The organism is Oscillospiraceae bacterium (assembly GCA_025758045.1).
Lineage (GTDB): Bacteria > Bacillota > Clostridia > Oscillospirales > Ruminococcaceae > Gemmiger.
The window spans coordinates 2,693,037-2,716,878 of sequence record CP107208.1 but is presented as its reverse complement, the minus strand read 5'-3'; the positions used below and the strand labels follow the sequence as shown (position 1 = coordinate 2,716,878).

Genomic DNA, 23,842 nt, shown 5'->3' with positions numbered 1-23,842 from the left:
CTTACCGTGAAGCACCTGACCCGGCAGGAAAAGAAATGCCAGAAAGAGCGCCGCGCCCTGATGGCCGAGCTGGACGCAGCTACGCAAGCCCTGCGTGCTAACGAGAAAGCTTTTCAAGAAGCGCTGGACCCTTTTGTAATTGAGCAGCTAACCTACCAACATGCGGCCCTGCGATGCCGTAGCCGTGTGCTGCTGCGCTTATTGCGGGAGGAGGATGCCCCGTGCCGCTGACAGACACTTTGTGGCCCTGGGCGGTCGGTGCGGTATGCCTGCTGCTGGTTTTGCGGTGCGCCGCCCGCCAGCGGCACCCGGTACTGGCTGTGCTGGCCGGGGCCGTTTGCGGGCTGGGGGTGCTGGCTGTGATGGCGCTGCTGGAACCTGTCAGCGGCATTGCACTGCCGCTGAACCGCTATACGGCCTTTGTGGCGGCTGTACTGGGCGTGCCCGGGGTGGTTTTATTGCTGCTTTTACAGCTGATATTATAAAAAATCTTGCCAATTGCTGTGCAATATGCTATAATATCCCAGAAACGAGTGGAACATACGGCGGCGGGACAGTTCGCAAGAACTGCCTGAGGAAAGTCCGGGCTTCACAGAGGCATAGCAACTGCTAACGGCAGCCGGGGGCGACCCCAGGGATAGTGCAACAGAAAGAAACCGCCGTGCTTGCACGGTAAGGATGGAAAGGCGAGGTAAGAGCTCACCAGCGCACTGGCGACTTTGCGGCTATGTAAACCCTGCTTGAAGCAACATCCGTATGGGACATTATGCGGAGCCTCGCGCGTCCCGGTGATGGCGTGAGCCTTACGGCAACGTAAGGCCAAGATAGATCGTCGTTTGATACAGAACCCGGCTTACGGTCCAGTCGTTTTCTTAAACAATTTCTGCACAGCGGTTCATATAACTGCTGTGCAGTTTTTGTTTGTAGGAAACACCACATTACGATCACATCCGAAATCAACGGCAGAGCTTGCACCCGGCACCACCTGACAGCAGGCAGAAAAAAGCCCCGCGCTTGACACAGGGGAAGCAGAAAGCTATAATAAAGACATAACATGCTATTTCGCTAAATTAAAGTTTAGCGAAATAGAGGGAGGGGCAAACAGGGAAAATGAGCAGTTATATCGATGTGGTCCACCCGGACCGCCATGCGCCGTATTTGGATATACCCAATGATGTGGTGGAATACCTGCATTATCTGGACTTTGTAAAGATGCGGTCACCGCGCACCATCAACGCATACTATCTCGATTTGCGCGGCTTCTTCCGTTTTATGATGGCGATGCAATGGTCGCGTGTGCCGCGGGATACGCCGCTGGAAGAAATAAACTTAAAGGACATCTCAACCGAGGATATAAAAAAGATCACCAAGCGGGACATCTTTTCCTATTTGGACTACGTGCGCAGCACGGACGCCAACGGCGGCAAAGCCCGTGCCCGCAAGCTGAGCGCCCTAAAAGGGTTTTTCTCCTATCTGGTGACCCAGGTGAATAAACTGCAGGAAAATCCCACCGAGGGAATCAGCCTCGGCTCACCAAAAAAGGCCCTGCCTAAGTACCTGACTGCCGCGGAAAGCATAGACTTGTTAAAAAATATACAAAGTGACTTCTATGAGCGTGACTTCTGCATGATTACCCTGTTTTTAAACTGCGGCATGCGGCTGACAGAACTGGTGACCATCAACATGGGCGATTTCAGGCAGGATACCATCCGAATCACCGGCAAAGGCAACAAAGAGCGGCTTGTCTACCTGAACGACGCCTGCCTGGAAGCGCTGGACCATTATAAAAAGGCCCGTGCAGCGCTGCCGAACCTGCCGGCAGATGAACGGGCCTTATTCGTCTCCAAGCGCACCGGCAAGCGGCTGACGGCGCGCCGCGTGGAACAGATCGTGGCGCGTTGCCTGCAAAGCGCAGGCTTAAGCGGACGAGGTTTTTCGCCCCACAAGCTGCGCCACACGGCGGCAACGCTGATGTATCAGGGCGGTGTGGATATGTTGGCGCTGAAAGAAATTTTGGGCCACGAGAGTGTTTCCACCACGCAGATCTACACCCACATCAACCAGGAGCGCCTGCGCGCCGCGGTGAAAGCCTCTCCTCTTGCGGATCAAGGTTATATCGCGGAAAGCAAGCCCTCACAGCAGGACTCCGGCGAGGAAGACTGACAGCCAGCCGTTGGCCAGATTGACCGTTCCGGCCAGCAGCAGGCAAAACAGAAAGCGTATTGTCAGACGCCGAAAAGCCCCCGCCAACTGCCCACGGGCGGTCCCGCGCGAAAAGACGCACTGGAACAACCCGTTGCTTATCGCTGCGCTGTAGCCGGATAACCACAGCCCTGCAAACAGTACACTCAGATTGGACAGGCTGCTCAGCAGCCAGTAGCAGACAAGGCCCCGGCTCTCCCCTGCAGCCAGTACGCAGGCAGCGCATAAGCCGAGAAAGCCACCGCGCAAAAAGAATAAAATCGGGAAAAAGAAACATCCCAAGGCCGAAAAGCCGCACAGATACAGCGCAGCCAACTGCAAAAAGGCAGCGGAAAACTGCCACTGCCATACAGAGAAAACCGTGCTGTAGCTGCTTTTAGACAGGTAGTAAGCCGCCAGCTGACTGCCTGACTCCCAGGCTCCGGTTCGCCCCAGCCAAATGCCTGGCAGGTAGCCCAGCAAAAACAGACAGGCGCAGCCCAAGGGCACATAAGGCAGCCTGCCCGCCGCGTTTGCCGGGGCCTGCGGCACTCGCGCCGCTGGCTGGCGCGGCCAGAACATCCGGGCACGGACAGCGGGTCGCGTAGGTTGTGCCGTGCGCATCAGTGCCCCTCCTTAATGGCGGAGAGCGCACCGCCTAAGGTGCCGCCTAACAGCAGAGCCAGCGGCAGCATGGCGTCGCTACGTGTCCAGCTGGGCACACCATGTACAAGAAACGCCGCTGCCAGCAGGCAAAGTGCATAAAAGGCCCCGCAAATTAACCCGCATACAAACCGCTGCCGCCCGATTTTACCCGCCAGCAAAAAGCCGGAAACCGCAGCCCCGGCTGATGCTGCCAGGCAGGCCATCGGTTGCACCAGATGCAGCGGCAGCGGCGTATGCGTCAAGAGAAATGCAGCCAGCGCCAACAACAAAAGGCATAGCCCGACCCCCGCCGCAAAAACCTGCACCAGCATCCAGGCTGGCGCATTTTGTCCGCGCGGACGGCTGCGGCGTCTGGGCAGATTGGAAGAAATACTTTTAGCCATAATAAAACGCCCCCTTGCACAGTAAACACTATGCAAGGGGGCGTTTTGGTATGCCGTTGGGCAAAATTACTTCTTAGCAGGGGTGGTGTCCTTGCCGCCCATGTCCAGCTTCTCCACGCTGGCAATGGCGGTGCGGCGGAAGCGAATCTTGGTGCGGTCACTGCCGGTCTCCAGAACGATGGTGTCGTCCTTCTCGGAGATGGCACAGACGATGCCGACGATACCGCCGATGGTAGAAACCTTATCGCCGATTTCGATGGAGCTGCGCATAGCGGCGTCCTTCTTGTCCTGGCGCTTCTGCGGCAGATAGATCAGAATGAACATGAAGACGATGATCAGGATCATCGGCAGCAGCGTAAACAGGGTCTCGGTCATGCTGGTGGAACCAGTGGCACTCAAAAACTGAATCATAGCGGGTATACTCCTTAAAATAAACGATTTCTTCTATTATATCGAACTTTGCGGCACAGCGCAAGCGTTTACGAAAAAATATCAGATGCGGGTGTCAAGTTTATGCACATAGGTGTCGTGGAACTGCTGGAAAGTGCCGTTGTCCAGCGCCTCGCGGATGCGTTCCATCAGGTGGTTGTAGAAATACAGGTTGTGCATAACAGCCAAGCGCATGCCCAGCATCTCATCGGCCTTCTGCAGATGGCGTATGTAGGCGCGGGAAAAGTTGCGGCAGACCGGGCAATCGCAATGCGGATCGATGGGAGATTCGTCGCGCTCGTACTTCAGGTTTTTGATGTTAATGATGCCGTCCCAGGTGAACAGGTGGCCGTGGCGGGCATTGCGGCTGGGCATGACACAGTCGAACAGGTCAACACCGCGGTAAACGCCCTCGATGATGTTGCCGGGGGTGCCGACACCCATCAGGTAGCGGATCTTGTTCTTGGGGGCAAAGGGCTCTACGGCGGAGATGATGTCGTACATGACCTCAGCAGGTTCGCCCACGGCCAGTCCTCCGATAGCATAGCCATCCAGATCGTATTCAGCGATTTGCTTCATGTGTTCTACACGCAGGTCGGCAAAGGTACAGCCCTGGTTGATACCGAACAGCAGCTGATCGGGGTTGACAGCCTTTTCCTCATGCTTCAGGCGGGCCATCTCATCCTTGCAGCGCAGCAGCCAGCGGGCCGTGCGGGCGCAGCTGTTTTTGGCGTACTCGTAGGTGGCGGGGTTCTCCACGCACTCGTCAAAGGCCATGGCGATGGTAGAACCCAGGTTGGCCTGGATCTGCATGCTCTGCTCCGGCCCCATAAAAATGCGGTGACCGTCCAGGTGGGAGTTGAAGGTAACGCCCTCCTCGGTGATCTGGCGCAGCTTGGCCAGGCTGAACACCTGGAACCCACCGCTGTCGGTCAGGATGGGACCGTCCCACTTAGTGAATTTGTGCAGACCGCCCATCTCGGCCACCAGCTTATCACCGGGGCGCAGATGCAGATGGTAGGTGTTGCACAGCATGACCTGGGCACGGATGTCTTTCAGATCCAGCGCCGACAGACCGCCTTTGATGGCGGCGGCGGTGGCAACGTTCTGGAATGCGGGGGTCTGCACGGTGCCGTGCACCGTAGTAAATTCGCCGCGACGGGCGGCACCTTCCTGTTTGATAAGGCGGTAAGGCATGTTGGCAGCTCCTTTATTGATTGATGAAAATATCCTTACTTAATAAACATCGCATCACCAAAGCTGAAGAAGCGATACTTTTCCTCTACAGCGACCTTATAGGCGGCCATGGTCTTGTCATAACCGTAGAACGCGGAGATCAGCATGATCAGGGTGCTTTCCGGGAGGTGGAAATTGGTGATGAGACCGTCGATGGCTTTCAGCTCGATGCCGGGATAGATGAAGATGCTGGTGTTGCCGCTGCAAGGTACGATCTTGCCGTACTTGGCCCAGACGGATTCCAGCGTGCGGCAGCTGGTGGTGCCCACGGCGATAACGCGGTGGCCAGCGGCGCGGGTGTCGTTGATGAGCCGGGCGGTCTCCTCGCTGACAGAGTACCACTCGCTGTGCATCTGGTGATCCTCGATGGACTCCTCGTTGACCGGGCGGAAGGTGCCTAGGCCGACATGCAACGTAACCTCGGCAATGTTAACGCCCATCGCACGGATGGTGTCCATCAGCTGCGGGGTGAAGTGCAGGCCGGCCGTGGGGGCGGCGGCGCTGCCCAGCTCCTTGGCGTAAACGGTCTGGTATTGGCTCTGGTCCTCCAGCTGTTTGGTGATGTAGGGCGGCAGCGGCATCTTGCCGAACTCGTCCAGCTTCTCATACAGCGTTTCGGTGTCATAGGTAAAGGTAACATATTTGTTGCCGTCTGGCAAAGTCTCATCCACCACAGCCGTCAGGCTGCCGTCGCCGAACTCCACCTTAGTGCCTGCCTGCATCCGCTTGCCGGGGCGGGCCAGGCACTCCCAGGTGTCCCCTTTCACCTGGCGCAGCAGCAGTAGTTCGCATACAGCACCGGTAGGAACCTTGGTGCCCATCAGACGGGCGGGCAGCACCTTGGAGTTGTTGACGACCAGCAGATCGCCTTTTTCCAGAAACTGGGGCAGATCATGAAAGACCGAGTGGACGATGCTGTCATTCTGGCGGTCCAGCACCATCAGGCGGGCCGCGTCGCGGGGGGCGGCAGGCTCCTGCGCAATCAGTTCTTTAGGTAAGTCGTACCAAAAATCTTTTTTCAGCATGGTTTCTTCCTTTTTTCGTTGACAATCAGGGATAGGGATACTATAATAAAGCCAGCACAGAGGCGCGAAGTGCATCAGTAACCCGGTTTGAAGTCCCCTGCCAGGGGCATAAACTGGGTGAAAGGGTACTTCGCCGAAGGCGATGCGCGGCACGCATTGACCTGGGCTCGTAACCAAACAGGTGCGGGACTGTCACACCCTGAAAGGTGTGTTGCGCTGTGTGTATATGCAATATGATATTATATTGCATTTTGTGCCGGTTTTCAAGCCGGTTTTTTTATTATCTGTGCAAAATCGGAACAATTTATGCCGCTGCTGCATAGAAATCGGGAAAGGTATTGCGAAAGGAAGGGTTAGGAAAGATGAAACAGTACAATGTAGGCGTCATCGGTGCAACTGGCATGGTCGGCCAGCGTTTTATCACGTTGTTGGAAAACCACCCCTGGTTCCACCTGGCCGCCGTGGCTGCGAGTGCGCGCAGCGCCGGCAAAACGTATGAGGATGCAATCGGTGACCGCTGGCTGATGAAGATGCCGATGCCGGAATGTGCGAAGAAGCTCATCGTGCTGGATGCAGCCAATGTGGAGGAAGTTGCCTCCAAAGTTGATTTTGTGTTCTGCGCTGTCAACATGAAGAAAGAGGAGATCAAGGCCCTGGAAGAAGCTTACGCCAAAGCCGAGTGCCCGGTCGTTTCCAACAACAGCGCGCATCGTTTTACCCCGGATGTGCCCATGGTCGTGCCCGAAATCAATGCGGATCATATCGACATTATCCCTGCCCAGCGCAAGCGTCTTGGTACTAAGCGCGGCTTCGTAGCCGTCAAGTCCAACTGCAGCCTGCAAAGCTATGTGCCCGCCCTGCATCCCCTGCGCGGCTACGGCATCACTGACGTGCTGGTCTGCACCTACCAGGCTATCTCCGGTGCTGGCAAGACCTTTGAAACCTTCCCCGACATTCTGGATAACGTCATCCCCTACATCGGCGGTGAGGAAGAAAAGAGCGAGCAGGAACCCCTGAAGCTGTGGGGCCACATCGAGGGTGACAAGATCGTCTCCGCCGATGCTCCGCGCTTTACCGCCCAGTGCCTGCGCGTGCCGGTTTCTGATGGCCACATGGGTGCCGTGTTCGTGCGCTTTGCCAACAAGCCCAGCAAGGATGAGATCCTGAAAGCCTGGAAGGAATTCCATGGCCCTGCCCAGGACCTGAATCTGCCCAGTGCCCCGAAGCAGTTCCTGCATTATTTTGAGGAAAACGACCGCCCGCAGCCCAAGCTGGATCGCATGCTGGAAAACGGCATGGCTGTCAGCATCGGCCGCCTGCGCGAGGATAACCAGTACGATTACAAGTTCGTCTGCCTGTCCCACAACACCCTGCGCGGCGCTGCTGGCGGTGCTGTGCTGCTGGCGGAACTGCTGGCTGCCAAGGGCTATTTTGACTGATCCGCTGCCCTGCCCGGCGCAGGAACCTGCGCTACTTTAAAAGAAGGAGCATTCCCTATGAAGAAGCCTGTTTTTACCGGCGCTGCGGTTGCCATTATCACCCCGATGAACGCCGATGGCAGCGTAAACTTTGAAGAACTGGGCCGCATCATTGATGACCAGATTGCCCATGGCACCGATGCCATCGTCATCTGCGGTACCACCGGCGAATCCCCGACGCTGTCTGATGAGGAGCATACCGCCTGCATCCGCTATGCGGTCAAGCAGGCCGCAGGCCGCGTGCCGGTGATTGCGGGCACGGGTTCCAATGATACTAAGTATGCCATTTGGCTGTCCCAGCAGGCCCAGGCCGACGGTGCCGATGCCCTGCTGCTGGTCACCCCGTACTACAACAAGACCAGCCAGGCGGGCCTGGTGGCCCATTACACGGCCATTGCCAACGCTGTGAATCTGCCCTGCATCCTGTACAATGTGCCCAGCCGTACCGGCTGCAACCTGACACCGGCCAGCCTGGCCCAGCTTGCCAAGCTGCCCAACATCAACGCCGTCAAGGAGGCCAGCGGCAACATCAGCCAGGTAGCTGAGATCGCTGCCGCCTGCGGTACGGAGCTGAACATCTACTCCGGCAACGACGACCAGATCGTCCCGCTGCTGGCTTTAGGCGGCAAGGGCGTCATCAGTGTGCTGTCCAACGTGGCACCCCAGTATACTCACGACATCTGCGCCAAGTGGTTCGCCGGTGAAACGCAGGAAAGCCTGCAGATGCAACTGAAAGCCCTGCCCTTGTGCAAGGCCCTGTTTGCCGACGTTAACCCTATCCCCGCAAAGTGGGCGATGAACCGCCTGGGCTGGCAGGCCGGTGCTTGCCGCCTGCCTTTGGTCGAGCCTTCCGCTGCGGTGCAGGATCAGCTGGAGACCGCCATGCGGGATTTCGGCCTGCTGTAAATCATGCTGACCGGCCCGTGGCAACCTGCTGCGGGCCTTTTTTGAAAGGAAACAGAAAATGACGGATATTGTGATACAGGGAATCTACGGCCGCATGGGCCATGCGCTGATCGAAAAAATTGCAGCCCGCCAGGATTGCCGCGTGGTGGCCGGTGTGGACCGTGAGGCTGGTAAGGTCGGCGATATCCCCGTTTATGCCGGGTTTGAGGGCCTGCCCAAGGTCGATGCCATCATCGACTTTTCTTCCCCCGCCGGTGCGGTGGCGGCGGTACAGTATGGTGCCGTCCATGGCGTACCCTGCGTGATCTGCTCCACCGGCCTTTCCGCCGAGGACGAGACCGTGCTGGAGGATGCCAGCGCCAAAACGCCCATCTTCCGCAGCGCCAACATGTCGCTGGGCGTCAATGTGCTGATCGAGCTGGCCCGCCAGGCTACCCGCGTGCTGAGCGGCGAGTTTGACATTGAGATCGTCGAAAAGCACCATCACAATAAACTGGATGCCCCCAGCGGCACGGCCCTGATGATCGCCGATGCCATCAACGCCGAGGCTGGCAACAGCTATGAGTATGTCTACGACCGTTCTCAGGTGCGCCAGAAGCGCGGCGCGAAGGAGTTGGGTATCAGCTCGGTGCGTGGCGGCGGCATTGTGGGTGAGCACGATGTGCTGTTCTGCGGCCCCGAGGAAGTGCTGACCCTGAGCCACAGTGCAGGCAGCCGCGGCGTGTTTGCCGATGGCGCTGTGCAGGCGGCCCTCTACGTGGCAGGCCGAGAGCCAGGCTACTACACGATGACCGACCTTTTGCGGGGCAAGCTGCCATGCGTTTGAGAAATAATGAAATTGCAGCCTGCCTGGTGATTGCCCTGGGCGTTGGCAGCGTACTGACAGGAGCGCTGCTGCAGGAAATCAGCACCGGCAAGACCGCACAACAGCCAGAATCGGTGGCAGCCGCCGCCTATGTAGAGCCGACCCCGGCACCGGAAACTACCCCGGAGCCTATGCCAACCGTGGAGACCGTGCGGTTTTCCGCCACCGGCGACGACCTGATCCACGACGGCATCTTTTTGCAGGCGAAAAATCGCGGCACCGATGGCTACTATGATTTTTCCTATGCGTATGAAAATATGAGGGACTTCTACACCCAGTTTGACGTAAATTGGCTGAACCAGGAAACGCTGGTCAATGATGCCTTTGATCCCAGCGGCTACCCCATGTTCTCAACGCCGGGAGATATTACAGATGCACTGTATGACATTGGCTTCCGAGTGTTCAGCCTGTCCAACAACCACAGCTACGATAAAGGTGCGGCGGGCATCGATGCCTCCCGCGAGCATTGGGCCGCGATGCCAGATGACGTGGTTTCGATGGGGTTCTACAACCTGGAAACCTATGACGACTACGTGTACCAGACGGTGAATGGCATCACCTTCGGCTACCTTTCCTACACCGAACATACCAACGGCCTGCCGACGCCCAGCAGTGCGGCCTATGGCGTTGTGTATTTGAGCGACCTGGATATCATTGAACAGCAGATTGCCGCCATGCGCCCCAATTGCGATGTGCTGGTGGTCAGCTGTCATTGGGGTGTAGAGGGCAGCCATGATGTGGAAGACTCCCAGCGGCAGATGGCTCAATGGCTGGCTGACCATGATGTGGATCTTATCATCGGTACCCATCCCCATGTGACCCAGACAGCCGAATGGCTGACCGGCGCAGAAGGGCATACCAGTTTTGTGGCTTACAGCCTGGGCAATTTCCTGAATGCACAGTCCAGCCCGGACAATATGATCGGCGCGGTATTGGACATCACCTTCCAGAAGACCACCCAGTCGGACGGCAGCAGCGCCGTGGAGATGCAGGACCCGAAACTGCATTGCGTGATAAGCCAGTACGAAGACGGGTGGAAAAACATCCGCGAGTATCCCTACTCTGCCTATACCGACGAATTGGGCGCGGCGCATGGAAACTTCACGCTCACCCGTGAATACATCGAAAGCGTATTGTATGGCTCTATCGACGAGCAATTCGTTACATTAGATTGATGAAAGGATGACGGTTTATGTACGGTGTCAGCAAGATCAGCAGTGAGCAGAATATCATGCTCACGACTTTCCCCGGTGCGCAGTACAGCGCACAAAGCTTGGCGGAACACCTGGACGTGTTTGCCAAGGCCGGTATCGTGGTGGATATGATCTGCCAGAGTGCGCCCCGCGGCACGGCGGTAGATTTCAGCTTTACTACCAGCTATGATAACTTTGCCGCCGTGATGAAAGCCCTGCCCGCAGCAGCCAAGGCTAATCCCCCGCTGGTTTCCGGCGGCTACAGCAAGATCAACCTGTTTGGTGAGGAGATGGTCACCAGCTGCGGCGTGGCTGCCCGCGCACTGGCTGCCCTGGCCGGTGCCAACATCGAGATTGTGCTGATCACGACCAGCGACCTGGACATCTCGCTGCTGATCCGCCAGCAGGACGAGGATGCCGCCCTGGAAGCCCTGCACAAGGCTTTCGAGGTCTGATTTATAGCCTAACACAACAAAGCGCCCGCGTTCTGTTTTTACCCGGAACGCGGGCGTTTTGCTATACTTAACAGTTGGAGATCTGCTCCCGTATCTGGCACAGCGCCCCTTTTTCCAACCGGCTCACCTGGGCCTGGCTGATGCCGATTTCCTTAGCTACCTCGGTTTGCGTTTTGCCGCCCAGGTAGCGCAGGGCGATGATGCGACGCTCCCGCGGGGACAATGCCCGCACCGTATCACGGAACATCATATCGCTGATCCAGCTTTCCTCGCTGTTTTATCCCGCAGCTGGTCCATGACCGAAAAGCTGTCCTCGCCGTCGGAAAAGACCGGCTCGTACAAGCTGGTGGGTGCCACGGCGGATTCCAGCGCCATGGCGACATTCTCCGGCGAGGCCCCGACCTGGGCGGCGATTTCCGATATTTTCGGTTCGCGGCCATCCCGCATCTGCAGTTCTTCCCGCGCCTGCATCGAGTGGTAGGCCAGGTCACGGATGGAGCGACTGACCCGCACGGCGTTATTGTCCCGCAGATAGCGCTTGACCTCGCCGCAGATCATCGGCACGCCGTAGGTGGAAAACCGTACCTTCTGGCTGGGGTCAAAGTTGTCTATGGCCTTGATAAGCCCGATGCACCCCACCTGAAACAGATCATCCAGGTTCTCGCCCCGGCTTGCAAATTTCTGCACCACACTAAGCACCAGACGCAGGTTCCCCTGGATCATCTGCTGCCGGGCGTCCTGGTCGCCATTATGGGCCGCTTCGATCAGGCGGCTTTTTTCCGCTTCGCTCAAAACCGGAAGCTGTGAGGTATCCATCCCGCAAAGTTCCACTTTCCGTGCCGCCATGGCCGATTCCCCTTCCTGCTGTTGCTTACAAAGCAGTATGGGCTGCAAAGTACACACGCAAACAAACTGGAAAAATCTACACATGTCCTTTTCCCGGGGCATAGCATGGGATTAAAGGGAGGGCTTGGTATGGTGGATCTTTTATGGTTTGTGTTAACGCTGATTTTGTTGGCGGCGGAAACAGTGGTGCTGGTATTGCTGCTGGTGCTGCGGTGGAAAACGCCGCGCACCGATACCCGCGAGACGCGCACCGAATATTTGCAGCCCAATTATAATGAGGTGGCAGGTTTCCGGCTGGCGGCTTACCCGGACAATGAAATCATCATCCCCCAGCGCTGCTGGCTGATCGAAAGTGAGGTGGCCGAGTTGGACTTTGTCATTGTGCCGGGCCGCGCCATGAGCCTACGGGTCGCCCGAAGCGGCACCATGCGGGAGCCGACCAACCTGACCGTCAACGGCTACGAACGAACCGAGGAATATGAGATCGACGGTCTGACGGTGACGCAGAAGCAGAACACCGGGCGTTATACTTCGATCAGCTGGACGCGGGATGGATTCGACTATATTCTTTATTCGCAAAAGCCGGAGATGAACATGGTCAGCGGGCTGGCAGTGCCGTTCATCACCAACACGCGGGCCGAGGAAACGTGACGGCTTTAGCTGACGGCTTCCAGTTCTCGCCGCAGGCGGCGGATGATGCGCTTTTCCAGCCGGGAAATGTAACTTTGGGAGATGCCCAGCTGGTCGGCTACCTCTTTTTGGGTGTGCTCAGTCTCACGGTTCAAACCAAAGCGCAGCTCCATAATGCGCCGTTCCCGGGGTGTCAGCCGGGCTACCGCCCGGTGCAGGGCGGCATGCTCGGCGCTGCGCTCCAGTTCCTCGCCCACTTGGGGCTGGTCGCTGGTAAGCACATCCATCAGCAAAAGTTCGTTGCCGTCGTTGTCGGTGTTCAGCGGCTCGTCGATGCTGGCATCCTGGCGGCGGTTGGAACTTTTGCGCAGGTACATTAAAATTTCATTCTCGATGCATCGGCTGGCGTAGGTCGCCAGCTTGATGTTTTTGGTGGGTTCAAAGGTATTCACGGCCTTGATAAGCCCGATGGTGCCGATGGAGATCATGTCCTCGATGCCCGCAGACGGTGTCTCAAACTTTTTGGCAATGTACACGACCAGCCGCAAGTTGTGGGTGATGAGCAGGTCACGGGCCTCGGTGCTGCCGCGGCTTAAAGCCTCCAACGCCTGCCGCTCCTGCTGAGGGTCCAGCGGCGCGGGCAAAGTGTCGGCCCCGTTGATGTAATGCAGCTCCCGCACAGGGACTAAGTGTAAAAGCAATGCGTAAAGTGTCTGGCTGAGTTTCATGGTTCGTACCGCCCTTCGTAGTAGATTTTATAAAAAATCGCTGCCATACAAAGCCTCATATTGGGGATCACCGAAAGATTCCGGCGCAAATGCAATGGCAGTACGCCCTAGCTGCAGCACGCCGGTCTTGGTGATAAGCCCGATATTGCGCACCGCAAAGCCGGGCAGCAGGCTGCGCTGGGCGGCGGTGCTGCAAGGAATCAGCCGCAGCTGCGCCCCGGCGGGCGGGTCGGTCTTATCACCCCCGGCGAACCAGCCGGCCAAAAACTGCCGAACCTCTGGCGGCAGACGGGAGCCTGCATCGGTGAGGCTGACCACCAGCACCGGCATACAGGTGATGGGGTCGGTCAGGTGGCAGCCGGTATCCAGCATAGCCCGCAGGTGAATGCAGGTACCGCAAAGTTCAAACTCCAGTCCGACGGTCTCCTGTTTAGTGGGTCGGCGGCGGAAAAAACGCAGCCCCACTTCAACAGCCCCGCAGCACAGCCCGGAAAGCCCCAATAGCAGCAGCGGCGATACCCGCAGATAGACCGCAAGGTTACCCGTCTGCAGCAGTGTGGTGCCCGTTTGGAAAATAATCAAAACCACCAACCCCGCCAGCAAAATATTCAGCGCAGCATACCAGCAGGCCGCCGCCAGCAGTCGCAGCTTATCCCGCCAGCCGAAGGTCAAGGCGGCAATGGCAAGGGCTGTAGCCAGCTTATACATAATTTGCACAGGGTACGAAAGTTCCGGTGCAAACAGAATCAAGGCCGAAACCGCCGCGCAGACGCTGCCCGTCAGCATTCGGGCAAAGGCAGCCCGCTGGCCGGTCAGCACCCCGGCAGCTTGTAGCAGTAAGTAGGCCACCAGAAAATTGACAAGGAGCAGCACATCCAGATAGATGACGGTCTTTATGGTGCATCCCTCCTCCTGCGGCGTTTTCCAGTATATGCGCCGTGGGTGGTGAAAATGCGCAGACCATGAAACACACAAAAAAGCGACCTGCTGTACCGAAATACAGCAGGCCGCTGAAAAGCAGCTTATGCAGTTTTACTTGGAAGCACAGGCGGAGCAGGATGCACAGCTGGCACAATCGGGATGTTCCTCAGCCCAGATGCGATCAGCAGACGGGGTCCACTGGTCGGCGTAGGGCTTGCAGCGGCGGAAGACATCGCTGGTGGATTCCGGCTGCTGCATATCGGTGCTATGGGCGCCGCTGCGTTTGACCATCTCGCCCAGCAGCTCGGGGTTTTCCAGCATCGGGCAGGGACGCAGATGGTTGTGGTTGAAAGGCTGGCCCTTGTGATATTCCTTGAACAGGGGCTGCTGCAGGCACTCCAGCAGGCTCTTGTCGTGGATGTTGGCGTTGGAGTAGTGGATAAAGACGCAGGGCTCCACATCGCCGGCCGGGTTGATGTGGGCGTACTGGCGGCCGCCGGCAATGCAGCCGTCGATGTACTCGCCATCGTTCTGGAAGTCGATGCAGAAGATGGGCTTGCCGCCGGTGTAGCCGCGGATCTCGCGTACACGGTGGATCATATATTCACGCTGCTCGGCGTTCAGCATCAGGTTGACGTTGGCACCGTCACCGATGGGCATGTAGTGGAAGTACCAGTTGAAGCGCACACCGTGGCTGATCAGCATATCCATGAATTCATCACTGGTAACAGCCTTGTAGTTGGCGCTGGTGTAGCAGATGGAAGTACCGAACAGCAGGCCATTCTCCTTCATCAGATCCATGGCATGCATGACGCGGTCGTAAACACCGGCACCACGGCGATCATCGGTAGCATCACCGATGCCCTCAATGGAGATGAAGAAGGCCATGTTGCCCAGCTGCTTGACGCGGTCGCAGAAGGCCTGGTCAATCAGGGTGCCATTGGTGAACAGGTGGAAGACCGAGCTCTGGTGCTTCTCAGCCAGCTTGAACAGATCCTCCTTGCGGCAGGTGGGCTCGCCGCCGGTGCACATGTACCAGTGGATGCCCAGTTCCTCGCCCTCAGTGACGATACGGTCCATGTCCTCAAAGCTCAGGTTCAGGCGGTTGCCGTACTCGGCAGCCCAGCAGCCTTTGCAGTGCAGGTTGCAGGCGGAGGTGGGGTCAAACAGCAGGATCCACGGCATGTTGCAATCGTACTTTTCGCGCAGTTCCATGACGTAGTTATAACCAGCGAACATGCCCTCGTACACCAGGTTCAGGGCGTTCATTTTCAGGATGTGGGGGTCGATCTCATTAATGGCGCGGTAGGCATACTGCATCCACTTGCTGTTGGGGTCGGATACGAAAGCACGGACGGCGTCCCAGTTGGCGTCGGGATAACGTTTTGCCAGCAAGGGCTGTGCCAGGTTGACCAGCTTAACAGCCTGCTCGGCCATATTTTCAGGGCCCTTGCCACGGACGGCGTTGATGGTAGCGTCGATGGCAACGCTGAACGCTGCACGCTGTGCCGCATGGACCACTTTATTCATTGCCATAATCGTATGCTCCTTTTAACTCTTGATTGTGCAACCATTTTATGCCTTTTTTCGTGCTATTGTACATGGGCAAATGCCGTTTTTTGTGCAATTGAAAGCGGCGGACATGCGCAAAAAAGCGCGAAACTGAACAAATTTGAAAAAATGTCCTAACGAATTTAGCGCTAAATTTCGGGAAAATAATCCATATAAGCCCCTGGAAAATTTGCAAATTGCAGGCACATTATGCTATAATAACGTTGTACGATTCTATTTCGCTGTAAGGAGTATTTGCCATGCCGCGTTCAAATCAGACAAAGCGCCTGCTGGCCCAGAGCCTGATGGATTTGATGACGACCACCCCGCTGGAAAAGATCTCGGTCAACGATATTGTGGACCACGCCGGGGTCGGGCGCAATACCTTTTACTATCATTTTGAGGATAAGTACGATTTGGTGAACTGGTACTTCCAAAGCGGCGTGACCCAGTTTTTGGTGGAACGCTCGGCCTATGCCAGCTGGAATGCCCTGCTGGAAGCTGTGGAAGATTACCTGCTGGAAAATAAAGTGTTTTACTGCAACGCACTGGCCTATACCGGGCAGAACAGCTTGCAGCAGTACATATTTGATTACCTTTCCTCCATCTTTATGCAGCGCGCTAAAGAGCTGCGCCCCGGCATTGGTGCTGATGAAAACCTGTTGGCGGGCCGTTTTTTTGCCGGTGCCCTGATGGGCATTTTGCAGCCGTGGGTGCTGGGCGGCATGAAGACCAACACGACCCGTCCATCCCAGGCAGTGCCGCTGCTCTCTGTCGATGAGCTGGAGGTGATCCTGCGCGGTGAGTTGGGCGAAACGCATGAACCAGGCAAACTGCCCCAGTGATTTGGATGACTTAGCGGCAGCCCTTACAAGCATAACAAAAAGCCGATTCCTTGTTTGTCGCATCGAGGCGATAAGGAATCGGCTTTTGTTATACGTATCTTGCGGCTGCGGGGTTACTCTCCTGTGTGCAGCTGCAGCGGGAAGGTCTGCCCCTCCTGCAGGGCACTGCCCCACACGGTGTTATCAGAAATGCGATGGTTGAGGTAGGTAATGTCAGCGTCCCAATCCAGCAGCAGCACCGGCTTGCCGGTCTCAAGGCGGCCGGCCACGATGCCGCGGCGCAGAACATCGCTCTTCTCCGGCGAAATACCGGGGCGGCGGGCATACATGCAAAGGCGGGCCTCCTGGGCTACGCTCTCCATCCAATCGTCCTGCAAAGCTTCCTCGGCGCAGGTGTCATCCACCAGGACCGTCAGCATATACAGCATCTGCTTGGCTTTCAAAGCGCGGGCCGCATGGCAGACATCGGGGGTCAGCTCCGGGCTTTGCAGCAGCGGCAGCACCACTACATTGAGACATTCCGCCAGCTGGGCAACGCGATCCGGTGTCAGGGCTTCCGGCGCGGCCAGCACGCCGAACGCACACTTGGGGAACGCCTTTGCCAGGCTGGCAGCCTCGGAAGGGTCGCCCTCAGTGGCATCCAGCACCCAGACAAAGCTGCCCTTTTTCTCGGCGGCTGCTACCAGCGCCGGGAGGGCCGGGTCGCCGCAGTGGGCGGCCGTGATCCAGGAAAAGGGCTTTCCATCCACATCGGCCTGCTTTTTCATCTCGCTGGCACCGTAGATCAGCCCGCCAAAACCCATGTTGACGCCGACCGTGCAAAGCCGATCCTCGTCCACAGTGTCCAGCAGGTTATGCACCAGGCTGTAGTAGCAGCTGTCGGTGCGCTGCAGGGCTTTTTGGGCGTAGGCAAAAAAGTCCTTCTGCTGCGGCCGTTTGGCCAGCGAAGAACACATATCTACGTAGTTGCGCAGCTGTCGGAATCCGCCGCGGCGGATGTCCCCCACCGCACGGTGGGCCAGTGTCATGGTAAAGCTGCGGGTTGCATTATAATCCAAGCTCAAAGCGGTTCACTCGCTTTCGTTTTTCTGTGCAGGGCTTCTATATTTAAAAGTGTACCATGCCAGCGCACTGCAGCGCCATGGGCAAAAACATGCGTTTGTCCTATAAAGTGTCTAGTATTATTTCAATTCTACCACGGTCACGCCGTTTTCACCCTCGCCATAGCGGCCGGGGCGGAAACTTTTGACTGCCTTGTGGGTGCGCAGGTGCTTTTGGATAGCAGTGCGCAGTGCACCAGTGCCGTTGCCGTGGATGATGTACAATGTCTGCTGGCCGCGCAGCATGCCGCTGTCCAGGAACTTATCCACCTCGGCTAAAGCTTCATCCACAGTGTAGCCCAGCAGGTTGATCTCCATGCTGGCCTTGCGGGATTTATCCAGTTGCACGTGGGTGCTGGAACGGCGCGGCTCGCGGGCCGGGCACTTGTCCATTTTGTCCGGGGCGCACAGACCGGAGAGAGGCACCTTCGTTTTCATGATGCCGGCACGTACTTCTACCATACCGTTGCGGTCAGGCCGGGCGGTAACGGTAGCCAGCTGGTTCAGCTCGGCAATCAGTACTTCCTGCCCGATCTGCACCTCTTTCAGGGGCACGAACTCACGGGCGGGCTTAGGCTTGGAATCGGTCTTTTTCAGCAGTGTTTCAGTGTCCTTTCGGGCAATCTCGCGGGCGCGGACAGCACGCTGGGCGGCGCTGGTCTTTTCGTCTTTCTGGATGCGGCGCAGCTCATCCGTCAGGGCGTAGGCCTCGTTCTGGACGTTCTGCATCAGGTCATGGGCGCGGCGGCGGGCGTCTTCCAGCTCCTGCTCGCCCTTCTTGATCAGCTCGTCACGCTTCTTCTCGGCGCTTTCCAGGGCATGCTCAGCCTCATAGCGGGCCTTTTCGGCGTCACCCTGAGCAACCTTCAACTGCAGCTTTAAATCATCCAGCTGGGCCAGCACGCTGTCCAGGCGCTTATCATCGTTGGACATATGGCTGCGGGCCGCATCGATGATGTTCTGCGGGATGCCCAGCTTGGAGCTGATAAGGAATGCGTTGGACTTACCGGGCACGCCGACGCTCAGCTTATACGTAGGCATCAGCGTTTCTACGTTGAATTCACAGCTGGCGTTGACGACACCGGGCGTTTCCAGCGCGTAAACTTTCATTTCGGCGTAGTGGGTGGTAGCCATCAGCAGGCTGTCCTGGCGGCGCAGCTGCTCCAGGATACTGACAGCCAGCGCAGCGCCCTCGGCGGGGTCAGTACCGGCCCCCAGTTCATCCAGCAGGGTCAGCGTGCCGTGCCCGGCCAGCTCCAAAATGCCGCTGATGCGCTTCATATGGCCGGAGAAGGTGGACAGGCTCTGTTCGATGCTCTGCTCGTCGCCGATGTCTACCAGGTATTCCCTAAAGCTGCAGACAACGCTGCTCTCGTGTGCTGGAATCAGGAAGCCGTACTGCGCCATGGCGTTGAGCAGACCTGCCGTTTTCAGTGAGACGGTTTTGCCGCCGGTGTTGGGGCCGGTGATGACCAGCGTGTCGTATTCGTCGCCCAGGGCAATATCCACCGGCACGACCTTTTTCTTGTCGATGAGCGGGTGGCGAGCCTTATTCAGCTTAAAGTGGATGGTATCGCTGACAGCGGGCATGAAGGCCCCCTGCTCAATGGCCAGACGGGCCTTGGCCAGCAGCAGATCGATCTTCAGCATGGCATCATAGCTGTAGCTGAACTGCGGCTCCAGCGAGCCCACCTGCGCCGAGAAAGCGGACAGGATGCGGGTGATCTCCTCCTGTTCTTGCGCACGCAGCTGCATGATGCGGGCGTTGGCCTCGACCACAGCGGTAGGCTCTACAAAGACGGTAGCGCCGGAGGAGGAAACGTCGTGGATGACGCCGCCGACCTCGCCGCGATACTCAGCACGTACAGGCACGACATAACGACCGTTACGCAGCGAAACCACAGCGTCCTGCAAAAATTTATTGGTGGTGGAGTTTTTGATGATGGCATCCAGTTTGGTGCGGATGGAATCCTCGGTCTGGCGGATCTTGCGGCGCAGGTCGGCCAGCGTGGTGCTGGCGGTGTCGGCCATTTCTTCCGGCGAGATGATGCTGTCGGAGATCTGGCGCTCCAGCACCGGCTGCGGCGCCAGAGAATAGAACAGGTCATCGGTGGGCATCATGTCATGCTCACTCAGACCGTACCACTGGCTCAGGCCTGCAAAATTGCGCAGCGTGGCGGCAATTTCCAGCAATTCCCCCATCGAGAGGATGCCGCCCTTTTGGGCATGGGCGACCACGCGCCGCACCTCAGAGACAGATCCGAAGCGCGGGCTGCCGTTTTTGATCAGCAGGCTGTTGATGGCGTTGGTCTGCTCCAGAGCGTATCGTTCGTCCTCAGGGGTCTCACAGGGCTGCAGATCCTGCATCATTTCCTTGGTCTCCCGGCAGGCGCAAAGCTGCACGGCACGGGCCAGGACCTTGTCCAGTTCCAGTGTTTTTTTATATGCGGTATCCATGTGGGATAATGCTTCTCCTTATTCGAGTACAGTTTTCAAAAAATCAAGGCTTTTCATTTTGTGTTCTAGGTGGGCCAGCACATACTGCTCGCTCACGCGGGACAGGTCTTTTAAGCTGCTATCGGAAAGCGTAAACGAGAACAGCTTTTTATCCTCGGCCAGACAGATATGGCGCAGCGCATACAACGCGCCTTCGTCCAGATTGGGCAGATGCCGCGCCTTGTCAGCACACGCTGCACACAGCAAATTGCCAGCGATAGGATCCAAATAAAACTCTCCCCCATCGTATTTGCCGCAGCCGGAACAGGCCAGCACATCGGGCATGTACCCGGCCAGCGTCATGGAGCGCAGCTCATAGATCACTTTCAGCATCCGCACCGGGCGCTTTTGCTCGCTGAGCATGTACAGGCAGTTGAGCAGCAGCCGCAGCTGTGTTTCCGATTCCGGCGGCGCAGGCGAAAGCTCGGCTGCAATCTCGGCCATATAAGAGGCCAGCCCCATGCCTTCCACCGTGGCGGAAATTCCATGAAACACGTTTTTGATCTGCGCGGTATCGATGAAATAATGGCTGCGGCCGCTGGTCAGGCTGAACTCTGAGTAACAGAACAGCCCTGTGGCGCTGAACAGCTTATTCTTTAGCCGCATGCTGCCTTTGGCAGAGGCGGAGATGACGCCCAGATCAGGCGTCAGGATCGTCAGGATGCGGTCCGCCTCCCCCACCTTGATCTGGCGCAGGATCAGCCCCGTTGTTGCAATTGGCATAAGCATCCTCCTGCGTCAGCTGCCCAGCTTTATAGTTGAGATAATCAAAAATACTGCCGGATTGCACGAACCGTGCCCAATCCGCGGCGGGGTCTTTCATAGCGGCCGCCTCCCTTCCTGCTCTTGAGTATAGCATGAGAGGTGGCGGAAAAGTTGTCTGACCGGGGTGTCAGGCGGCGGTCAGGGCTTGGCGAATCCCAACGAATTGAGCAGCTGCTCGTTATCGCGCCAATCCTCGCGCACCTTGACCCAGCACTGCAGGTTGACCTTGACACCCAGCAGTTCTTCAATATCCATGCGGGCTGCCGAGGCAATCTTTTTCAGCATTTGGCCGCCCTTGCCGATAATCATACCCTTATGGCTCTTGCGCTCGCAGTAGATGTCCACATCGATGTCAATGAGATCCTTGTCGGGGCGCTCTTTAAAGCGCTCGACCACCACTGCAATGCCGTGGGGAATCTCCTCCCGCATGAACAGCAACGCCTTTTCGCGCACCAGTTCAGCCACCAGCTCTTTCTCCGGCATATCGGTGAAGGCGTCATCGTCAAAATAGTGCGGGCCCTCGTTGCCATAGGGCTTCAGCAGGGCAAACAGATCGTCGCAGCCTGTGCCGTCCTTGGCAGAGATGGTGACGATGTGGTCAAAACAGCCGAATTCTTCTACCTGCTTTTTGCGGGCTTCCAGCGCGGCAAAGTTGTCCAGCAGGTCCACCTTATTGATGACAGCAACCGCTGGGCCGCCCTTTTGCAGCGCCTTGATCATCGTCAGCTCCGAGTCGGTCAGCTCCCCGGCCGGCTCAAACAGCATCATGGTCACGTCTACGTCTTTCAGGCTGGCGGCGGCGGTCTGGGTCATACGGGCGTCCAGCTTGTTGCGGGCGGCGTGGATGCCAGGGGTATCCATCAGCACATACTGCACCGGGCCTTTGGTGATAACGCCGGTGATGCGGCTGCGGGTCGTTTGCGGCTTCTGGGTCACAATAGCGACCTTCTCGCCCACAAGGTAGTTGGTCAGGCTGGATTTGCCAACGTTCGGCCGACCCACCAGCGCTACAAAGACACTGCTGGGCATTTCAGGAATCGGTTTTGCCATTCGGTTGTTCGCCTTTCTGTGTTGAATTGGAAGAACGGAAAATGAATTTGTAAAATAAAATCAGCGTGAGGAAGAACCACGCCGGGCGGGTCCAGTGCGCGGTAAAAACACCCCAAAGCACCCCCAGCCGCGGCCCAAACAGACAGGCAGCCACAATGATGGTACCGATGGCCATTACCAGCACAGCCCCGGCTGCCATATCCTTGGCGGCCCCGGCGGTCCACCAGTGGGTGGTATCGGGCTTGTCCACGGCACGCTCTACGGCGGAGTTCATCAGTTCCAACGCCATAACAGCCGCCACGCACAATGCAATCAGCGCTGTTTCCACGGCGCTCAGCCCGGCCCAGTAAGCGGCCACAAAGGCATACAGCGCAGCGCAGAGGTGAAAACGGAAGTTCCGTTCCTCTTTGATGGCGGCGTAGATGCCGTTCCACGCGTAGACAAAGCCGCGCGCAAAGCGCGCTAAATCAGATCTCATCGCTGGTGTAGGAAACGGTGCGCGGCAGGCCCAGCTGAATCAGCACAGCTTCTTCTTTCTCGCGCATACGCACAGCCTCCAGCCCGCCGGCCTCGTGGTCGTAGCCCAGCAGATGCAGCATCGAGTGAACAGTCAGGTATGCAACCTCGCGCTGCAGGCTGTGGCCGTACAGCTCAGCCTGCTCCATGGCGCGCTCCATCGAGATGACGATGTCGCCCAGCAGCTTGCAGCCGTTGTCCTCGTCGATGTCATACTCGCCGTTTTCACCAAGGGGGAAGCTCAGCACGTCGGTGGCAGAGTCCTTGTGGCGGTACTCATTGTTCAGCTCGTGGATGCGGTTGTTATCCACAAAGGTAACGCTGATCTCCGCGGGACCGTCGAACTTTTCAAAGTCCAGCACAGCATTGCAGCTGCGGCGGATGAGGATACGCAGCCCTGAGGGGATCTTTACAACATTCTGATCGTTCGTGATCAACACCTTATTGGACATAGGGATCAACCTCCTGTTTATGTGATTGTGTATTGGTTCAGTTTCAACGCAGCGTGCCGGCTGCGGCTTTTTCATAGGCTTTGACGATCTGCTGCACCAGGCGGTGGCGCACAACGTCTTTCTCGGTCAGGCGCACCTGAGCAATGCCGTCCACGTCGCGCAGCACCTGCAAGGCGTCCACCAGGCCGCTGCGCACTTTATCCGGCAGGTCGACCTGGGTCACGTCGCCGGTCACGACCACCTTGCTGCCCACGCCCATACGTGTCAGGAACATCTTCATCTGCTCAGGTGTAGTGTTCTGCGCTTCGTCCAAAATGATAAAGGCATCGTCCAGCGTGCGGCCGCGCATGTAGGCCAGGGGTGCTACCTCAATGACCTGTTTTTCAAACAATTTCTGGAAGGTCTCCGCCCCCAGCAGGTCAAACAAACCGTCATACAGCGGGCGCAGATAGGGGTCGACCTTGTTTTGCAGGTCGCCGGGCAGAAAGCCCAGTTTTTCGCCTGCTTCTACCGCAGGGCGGGTCAGAATAATGCGGCTGACATCCTTGGATTTAAAGGCCTTTACCGCCATGGCGACCGCCAAGTAGGTTTTGCCGGTACCCGCAGGCCCCACGCCGAAGGTAATGGCGTGGCTGCGGATGGCGGCCAGGTATTCCTTCTGCCCCAGGGTCTTGGGGTGGATGGGGCGGCCCTTGGCGGTGACAGCAACGAAATCGTCGGTCAGTTCCCGCAGGCGCTTATCCTCGCCCCCGCGGGCCAGGCTGATGCAGTAGCGCACGGTCTGTTCTTCCAGCGGGGTGTGATTTTCCATCAGGGTAACCATGCCGTCCACCGCGTGAGCGGCGGCATCAACGTCCGCTTCGGCACCGGTGAACCGCAGCACAGAGCCACGGCACACAGCGGTTACGTGAAACTCCTTCTCTAGAAGATGGATATTTTGATCGCAATTGCCAAAAATCGCGGCGGCCAGCTCGATGCTGTCCAGTTCAATAGAACGCTCTGCCAAATGGTGATCCTCCCTGCGTACTACATTTCTACATTTAGATTATATCACAGTTTTTTACAAAAGAAACTGTGAATGTTGCACAAAATTTTTCGACGCCTTTTGACGTTCCTACAAGAGCA

General features: G+C 57.5%; 25 protein-coding genes, 1 other RNA gene, 1 pseudogene and 1 riboswitch. Of the genes and pseudogenes, 11 read left to right on the top strand and 16 right to left on the bottom strand.

The window, feature by feature from the left end; translation table 11 throughout:
- The first annotated feature begins 6 nt into the window (after positions 1–6).
- The 4 genes from OGM81_12730 to OGM81_12715 all read left to right on the top strand — a co-directional run bounded on the left by OGM81_12730 (position 7) and on the right by OGM81_12715 (position 2,163).
- On the top strand, positions 7–231 hold the full coding sequence (locus tag OGM81_12730) for a hypothetical protein (protein ID UYJ43178.1): 225 nt from the start codon (positions 7–9) through the stop codon (positions 229–231).
- On the top strand, positions 222–485 hold the full coding sequence (locus tag OGM81_12725) for a pro-sigmaK processing inhibitor BofA family protein (GenBank protein UYJ43177.1): 264 nt from the start codon (positions 222–224) through the stop codon (positions 483–485). Before OGM81_12730 ends, OGM81_12725 begins: the two co-directional genes overlap by 10 nt.
- Before the next feature lie 45 nt (positions 486–530).
- Positions 531–871, top strand: an RNA gene (gene rnpB / locus OGM81_12720) — RNase P RNA component class A.
- Between the two features lie 239 nt (positions 872–1,110).
- Entirely contained in the window at positions 1,111–2,163 is a 1,053-nt protein-coding gene (locus tag OGM81_12715; GenBank protein ID UYJ43176.1) for a tyrosine recombinase XerC, read from the top strand.
- On the opposite strand, the gene OGM81_12710 is transcribed toward OGM81_12715, so the two are convergent.
- The 5 genes from OGM81_12710 to queA all read right to left on the bottom strand — a co-directional run bounded on the left by OGM81_12710 (position 2,134) and on the right by queA (position 5,920).
- A complete protein-coding gene (locus OGM81_12710) occupies positions 2,134–2,805 on the bottom strand; it encodes a hypothetical protein (protein ID UYJ43175.1) in 672 nt (223 codons plus the stop codon). The genes OGM81_12715 and OGM81_12710 overlap by 30 nt on opposite strands.
- Positions 2,805–3,230, bottom strand: coding sequence for a TIGR04086 family membrane protein (locus tag OGM81_12705; GenBank protein UYJ43174.1), 426 nt, complete (start codon positions 3,228–3,230; stop codon positions 2,805–2,807). Before OGM81_12705 ends, OGM81_12710 begins: the two co-directional genes overlap by 1 nt.
- Positions 3,231–3,296: 66 nt before the next feature.
- The gene (yajC, locus tag OGM81_12700; GenBank protein UYJ43173.1) at positions 3,297–3,641 is read right to left on the bottom strand and encodes a preprotein translocase subunit YajC; all 345 of its coding nucleotides are present in this window, start codon (positions 3,639–3,641) and stop codon (positions 3,297–3,299) included.
- Positions 3,642–3,722: 81 nt separating this feature from the next.
- Positions 3,723–4,856 (bottom strand): tRNA guanosine(34) transglycosylase Tgt, encoded by a 1,134-nt coding sequence (gene tgt / locus OGM81_12695; protein ID UYJ43172.1) that lies wholly within the window; start codon positions 4,854–4,856, stop codon positions 3,723–3,725.
- 35 nt (positions 4,857–4,891) lie between these two features.
- Entirely contained in the window at positions 4,892–5,920 is a 1,029-nt protein-coding gene (gene queA, locus OGM81_12690) for a tRNA preQ1(34) S-adenosylmethionine ribosyltransferase-isomerase QueA (GenBank protein UYJ43171.1), read from the bottom strand.
- Positions 5,921–5,969: 49 nt separating this feature from the next.
- Positions 5,970–6,147: riboswitch (Lysine riboswitch) on the top strand.
- Positions 6,148–6,282: 135 nt separating this feature from the next.
- On the opposite strand from queA, the gene asd reads away from it, so the two are divergent.
- From asd to OGM81_12665, 5 genes are read left to right on the top strand one after another with little or no spacing between them, the layout of a single operon-like run.
- On the top strand, positions 6,283–7,359 hold the full coding sequence (gene asd / locus OGM81_12685) for an aspartate-semialdehyde dehydrogenase (protein UYJ43170.1): 1,077 nt from the start codon (positions 6,283–6,285) through the stop codon (positions 7,357–7,359).
- A 57-nt stretch (positions 7,360–7,416) separates the two neighbouring features.
- Positions 7,417–8,304, top strand: a complete 888-nt coding sequence (gene dapA / locus OGM81_12680) for a 4-hydroxy-tetrahydrodipicolinate synthase (GenBank protein ID UYJ43169.1) — start codon at positions 7,417–7,419, stop codon at positions 8,302–8,304.
- 58 nt (positions 8,305–8,362) lie between these two features.
- Entirely contained in the window at positions 8,363–9,130 is a 768-nt protein-coding gene (gene dapB / locus OGM81_12675; protein UYJ43168.1) for a 4-hydroxy-tetrahydrodipicolinate reductase, read from the top strand.
- Positions 9,121–10,344 (top strand): CapA family protein, encoded by a 1,224-nt coding sequence (locus OGM81_12670; protein ID UYJ43167.1) that lies wholly within the window; start codon positions 9,121–9,123, stop codon positions 10,342–10,344. The genes dapB and OGM81_12670 overlap by 10 nt, the downstream gene beginning before the upstream one ends.
- 17 nt (positions 10,345–10,361) lie before the next feature.
- Positions 10,362–10,817, top strand: a complete 456-nt coding sequence (locus tag OGM81_12665; protein UYJ43166.1) for an ACT domain-containing protein — start codon at positions 10,362–10,364, stop codon at positions 10,815–10,817.
- Positions 10,818–10,884: 67 nt separating this feature from the next.
- On the opposite strand, the pseudogene OGM81_12660 reads toward OGM81_12665, so the two are convergent.
- Positions 10,885–11,663 (bottom strand): annotated as a pseudogene (locus OGM81_12660) (SigB/SigF/SigG family RNA polymerase sigma factor).
- 129 nt (positions 11,664–11,792) lie between these two features.
- Here OGM81_12660 and OGM81_12655 point away from each other — a divergent pair.
- On the top strand, positions 11,793–12,314 hold the full coding sequence (locus OGM81_12655) for a hypothetical protein (protein UYJ43165.1): 522 nt from the start codon (positions 11,793–11,795) through the stop codon (positions 12,312–12,314).
- A 5-nt stretch (positions 12,315–12,319) separates the two neighbouring features.
- Here the strand turns inward: OGM81_12655 and sigK are convergent, their stop codons facing one another.
- From sigK to OGM81_12640, 3 genes are read right to left on the bottom strand one after another with little or no spacing between them, the layout of a single operon-like run.
- Positions 12,320–13,021 (bottom strand): RNA polymerase sporulation sigma factor SigK, encoded by a 702-nt coding sequence (gene sigK, locus OGM81_12650; protein ID UYJ43164.1) that lies wholly within the window; start codon positions 13,019–13,021, stop codon positions 12,320–12,322.
- A gap of 27 nt (positions 13,022–13,048) precedes the next feature.
- The gene (locus tag OGM81_12645; GenBank protein UYJ43163.1) at positions 13,049–13,996 is read right to left on the bottom strand and encodes a sigma-E processing peptidase SpoIIGA; all 948 of its coding nucleotides are present in this window, start codon (positions 13,994–13,996) and stop codon (positions 13,049–13,051) included.
- 57 nt (positions 13,997–14,053) lie between these two features.
- Positions 14,054–15,472 carry a radical SAM protein gene (locus OGM81_12640; protein UYJ45010.1) on the bottom strand — a complete coding sequence of 473 codons (1,419 nt, stop codon included), beginning with the start codon at positions 15,470–15,472 and terminating at the stop codon, positions 14,054–14,056.
- A gap of 281 nt (positions 15,473–15,753) precedes the next feature.
- On the opposite strand from OGM81_12640, the gene OGM81_12635 reads away from it, so the two are divergent.
- Complete coding sequence (locus OGM81_12635; protein ID UYJ43162.1) at positions 15,754–16,338, top strand: TetR/AcrR family transcriptional regulator; 585 nt, start codon at positions 15,754–15,756, stop codon at positions 16,336–16,338.
- Positions 16,339–16,451: 113 nt separating this feature from the next.
- On the opposite strand, the gene OGM81_12630 is transcribed toward OGM81_12635, so the two are convergent.
- The 7 genes from OGM81_12630 to OGM81_12600 all read right to left on the bottom strand — a co-directional run bounded on the left by OGM81_12630 (position 16,452) and on the right by OGM81_12600 (position 23,723).
- A complete protein-coding gene (locus OGM81_12630) occupies positions 16,452–17,402 on the bottom strand; it encodes a hypothetical protein (GenBank protein UYJ43161.1) in 951 nt (316 codons plus the stop codon).
- Positions 17,403–17,519: 117 nt separating this feature from the next.
- A complete protein-coding gene (locus tag OGM81_12625) occupies positions 17,520–19,895 on the bottom strand; it encodes an endonuclease MutS2 (GenBank protein UYJ43160.1) in 2,376 nt (791 codons plus the stop codon).
- A gap of 18 nt (positions 19,896–19,913) precedes the next feature.
- Positions 19,914–20,657, bottom strand: a complete 744-nt coding sequence (recO, locus tag OGM81_12620; GenBank protein UYJ43159.1) for a DNA repair protein RecO — start codon at positions 20,655–20,657, stop codon at positions 19,914–19,916.
- A 180-nt stretch (positions 20,658–20,837) separates the two neighbouring features.
- The gene (era, locus tag OGM81_12615; GenBank protein UYJ43158.1) at positions 20,838–21,749 is read right to left on the bottom strand and encodes a GTPase Era; all 912 of its coding nucleotides are present in this window, start codon (positions 21,747–21,749) and stop codon (positions 20,838–20,840) included.
- A complete protein-coding gene (locus OGM81_12610) occupies positions 21,730–22,227 on the bottom strand; it encodes a diacylglycerol kinase (protein UYJ43157.1) in 498 nt (165 codons plus the stop codon). The genes era and OGM81_12610 overlap by 20 nt, the downstream gene beginning before the upstream one ends.
- A complete protein-coding gene (ybeY, locus tag OGM81_12605; protein UYJ43156.1) occupies positions 22,217–22,717 on the bottom strand; it encodes an rRNA maturation RNase YbeY in 501 nt (166 codons plus the stop codon). The genes OGM81_12610 and ybeY overlap by 11 nt, the downstream gene beginning before the upstream one ends.
- A gap of 43 nt (positions 22,718–22,760) precedes the next feature.
- On the bottom strand, positions 22,761–23,723 hold the full coding sequence (locus OGM81_12600) for a PhoH family protein (protein ID UYJ43155.1): 963 nt from the start codon (positions 23,721–23,723) through the stop codon (positions 22,761–22,763).
- Between the last annotated feature and the right edge of the window lie 119 nt (positions 23,724–23,842).

Excerpts from the sequence above, each read along its gene's own strand:
- yajC (UYJ43173.1), bottom strand. The coding sequence starts at position 3,641 with ATGATTCAGTTTTTGAGTGCCACTGGTTCCACCAGCATGACCGAGACC.
- dapA (UYJ43169.1), top strand. The coding sequence starts at position 7,417 with ATGAAGAAGCCTGTTTTTACCGGCGCTGCGGTTGCCATTATCACCCCG.
- era (UYJ43158.1), bottom strand. The coding sequence starts at position 21,749 with ATGGCAAAACCGATTCCTGAAATGCCCAGCAGTGTCTTTGTAGCGCTG.
- dapB (UYJ43168.1), top strand. The coding sequence starts at position 8,363 with ATGACGGATATTGTGATACAGGGAATCTACGGCCGCATGGGCCATGCG.
- sigK (UYJ43164.1), bottom strand. The coding sequence starts at position 13,021 with ATGAAACTCAGCCAGACACTTTACGCATTGCTTTTACACTTAGTCCCT.
- OGM81_12610 (UYJ43157.1), bottom strand. The coding sequence starts at position 22,227 with ATGAGATCTGATTTAGCGCGCTTTGCGCGCGGCTTTGTCTACGCGTGG.
- recO (UYJ43159.1), bottom strand. The coding sequence starts at position 20,657 with ATGCCAATTGCAACAACGGGGCTGATCCTGCGCCAGATCAAGGTGGGG.
- OGM81_12710 (UYJ43175.1), bottom strand. The coding sequence starts at position 2,805 with ATGCGCACGGCACAACCTACGCGACCCGCTGTCCGTGCCCGGATGTTC.
- OGM81_12705 (UYJ43174.1), bottom strand. The coding sequence starts at position 3,230 with ATGGCTAAAAGTATTTCTTCCAATCTGCCCAGACGCCGCAGCCGTCCG.
- tgt (UYJ43172.1), bottom strand. The coding sequence starts at position 4,856 with ATGCCTTACCGCCTTATCAAACAGGAAGGTGCCGCCCGTCGCGGCGAA.
- OGM81_12625 (UYJ43160.1), bottom strand. The coding sequence starts at position 19,895 with ATGGATACCGCATATAAAAAAACACTGGAACTGGACAAGGTCCTGGCC.
- OGM81_12635 (UYJ43162.1), top strand. The coding sequence starts at position 15,754 with ATGCCGCGTTCAAATCAGACAAAGCGCCTGCTGGCCCAGAGCCTGATG.
- queA (UYJ43171.1), bottom strand. The coding sequence starts at position 5,920 with ATGCTGAAAAAAGATTTTTGGTACGACTTACCTAAAGAACTGATTGCG.
- ybeY (UYJ43156.1), bottom strand. The coding sequence starts at position 22,717 with ATGTCCAATAAGGTGTTGATCACGAACGATCAGAATGTTGTAAAGATC.
- OGM81_12715 (UYJ43176.1), top strand. The coding sequence starts at position 1,111 with ATGAGCAGTTATATCGATGTGGTCCACCCGGACCGCCATGCGCCGTAT.
- OGM81_12640 (UYJ45010.1), bottom strand. The coding sequence starts at position 15,472 with ATGAATAAAGTGGTCCATGCGGCACAGCGTGCAGCGTTCAGCGTTGCC.
- asd (UYJ43170.1), top strand. The coding sequence starts at position 6,283 with ATGAAACAGTACAATGTAGGCGTCATCGGTGCAACTGGCATGGTCGGC.
- OGM81_12655 (UYJ43165.1), top strand. The coding sequence starts at position 11,793 with ATGGTGGATCTTTTATGGTTTGTGTTAACGCTGATTTTGTTGGCGGCG.
- OGM81_12665 (UYJ43166.1), top strand. The coding sequence starts at position 10,362 with ATGTACGGTGTCAGCAAGATCAGCAGTGAGCAGAATATCATGCTCACG.
- OGM81_12670 (UYJ43167.1), top strand. The coding sequence starts at position 9,121 with ATGCGTTTGAGAAATAATGAAATTGCAGCCTGCCTGGTGATTGCCCTG.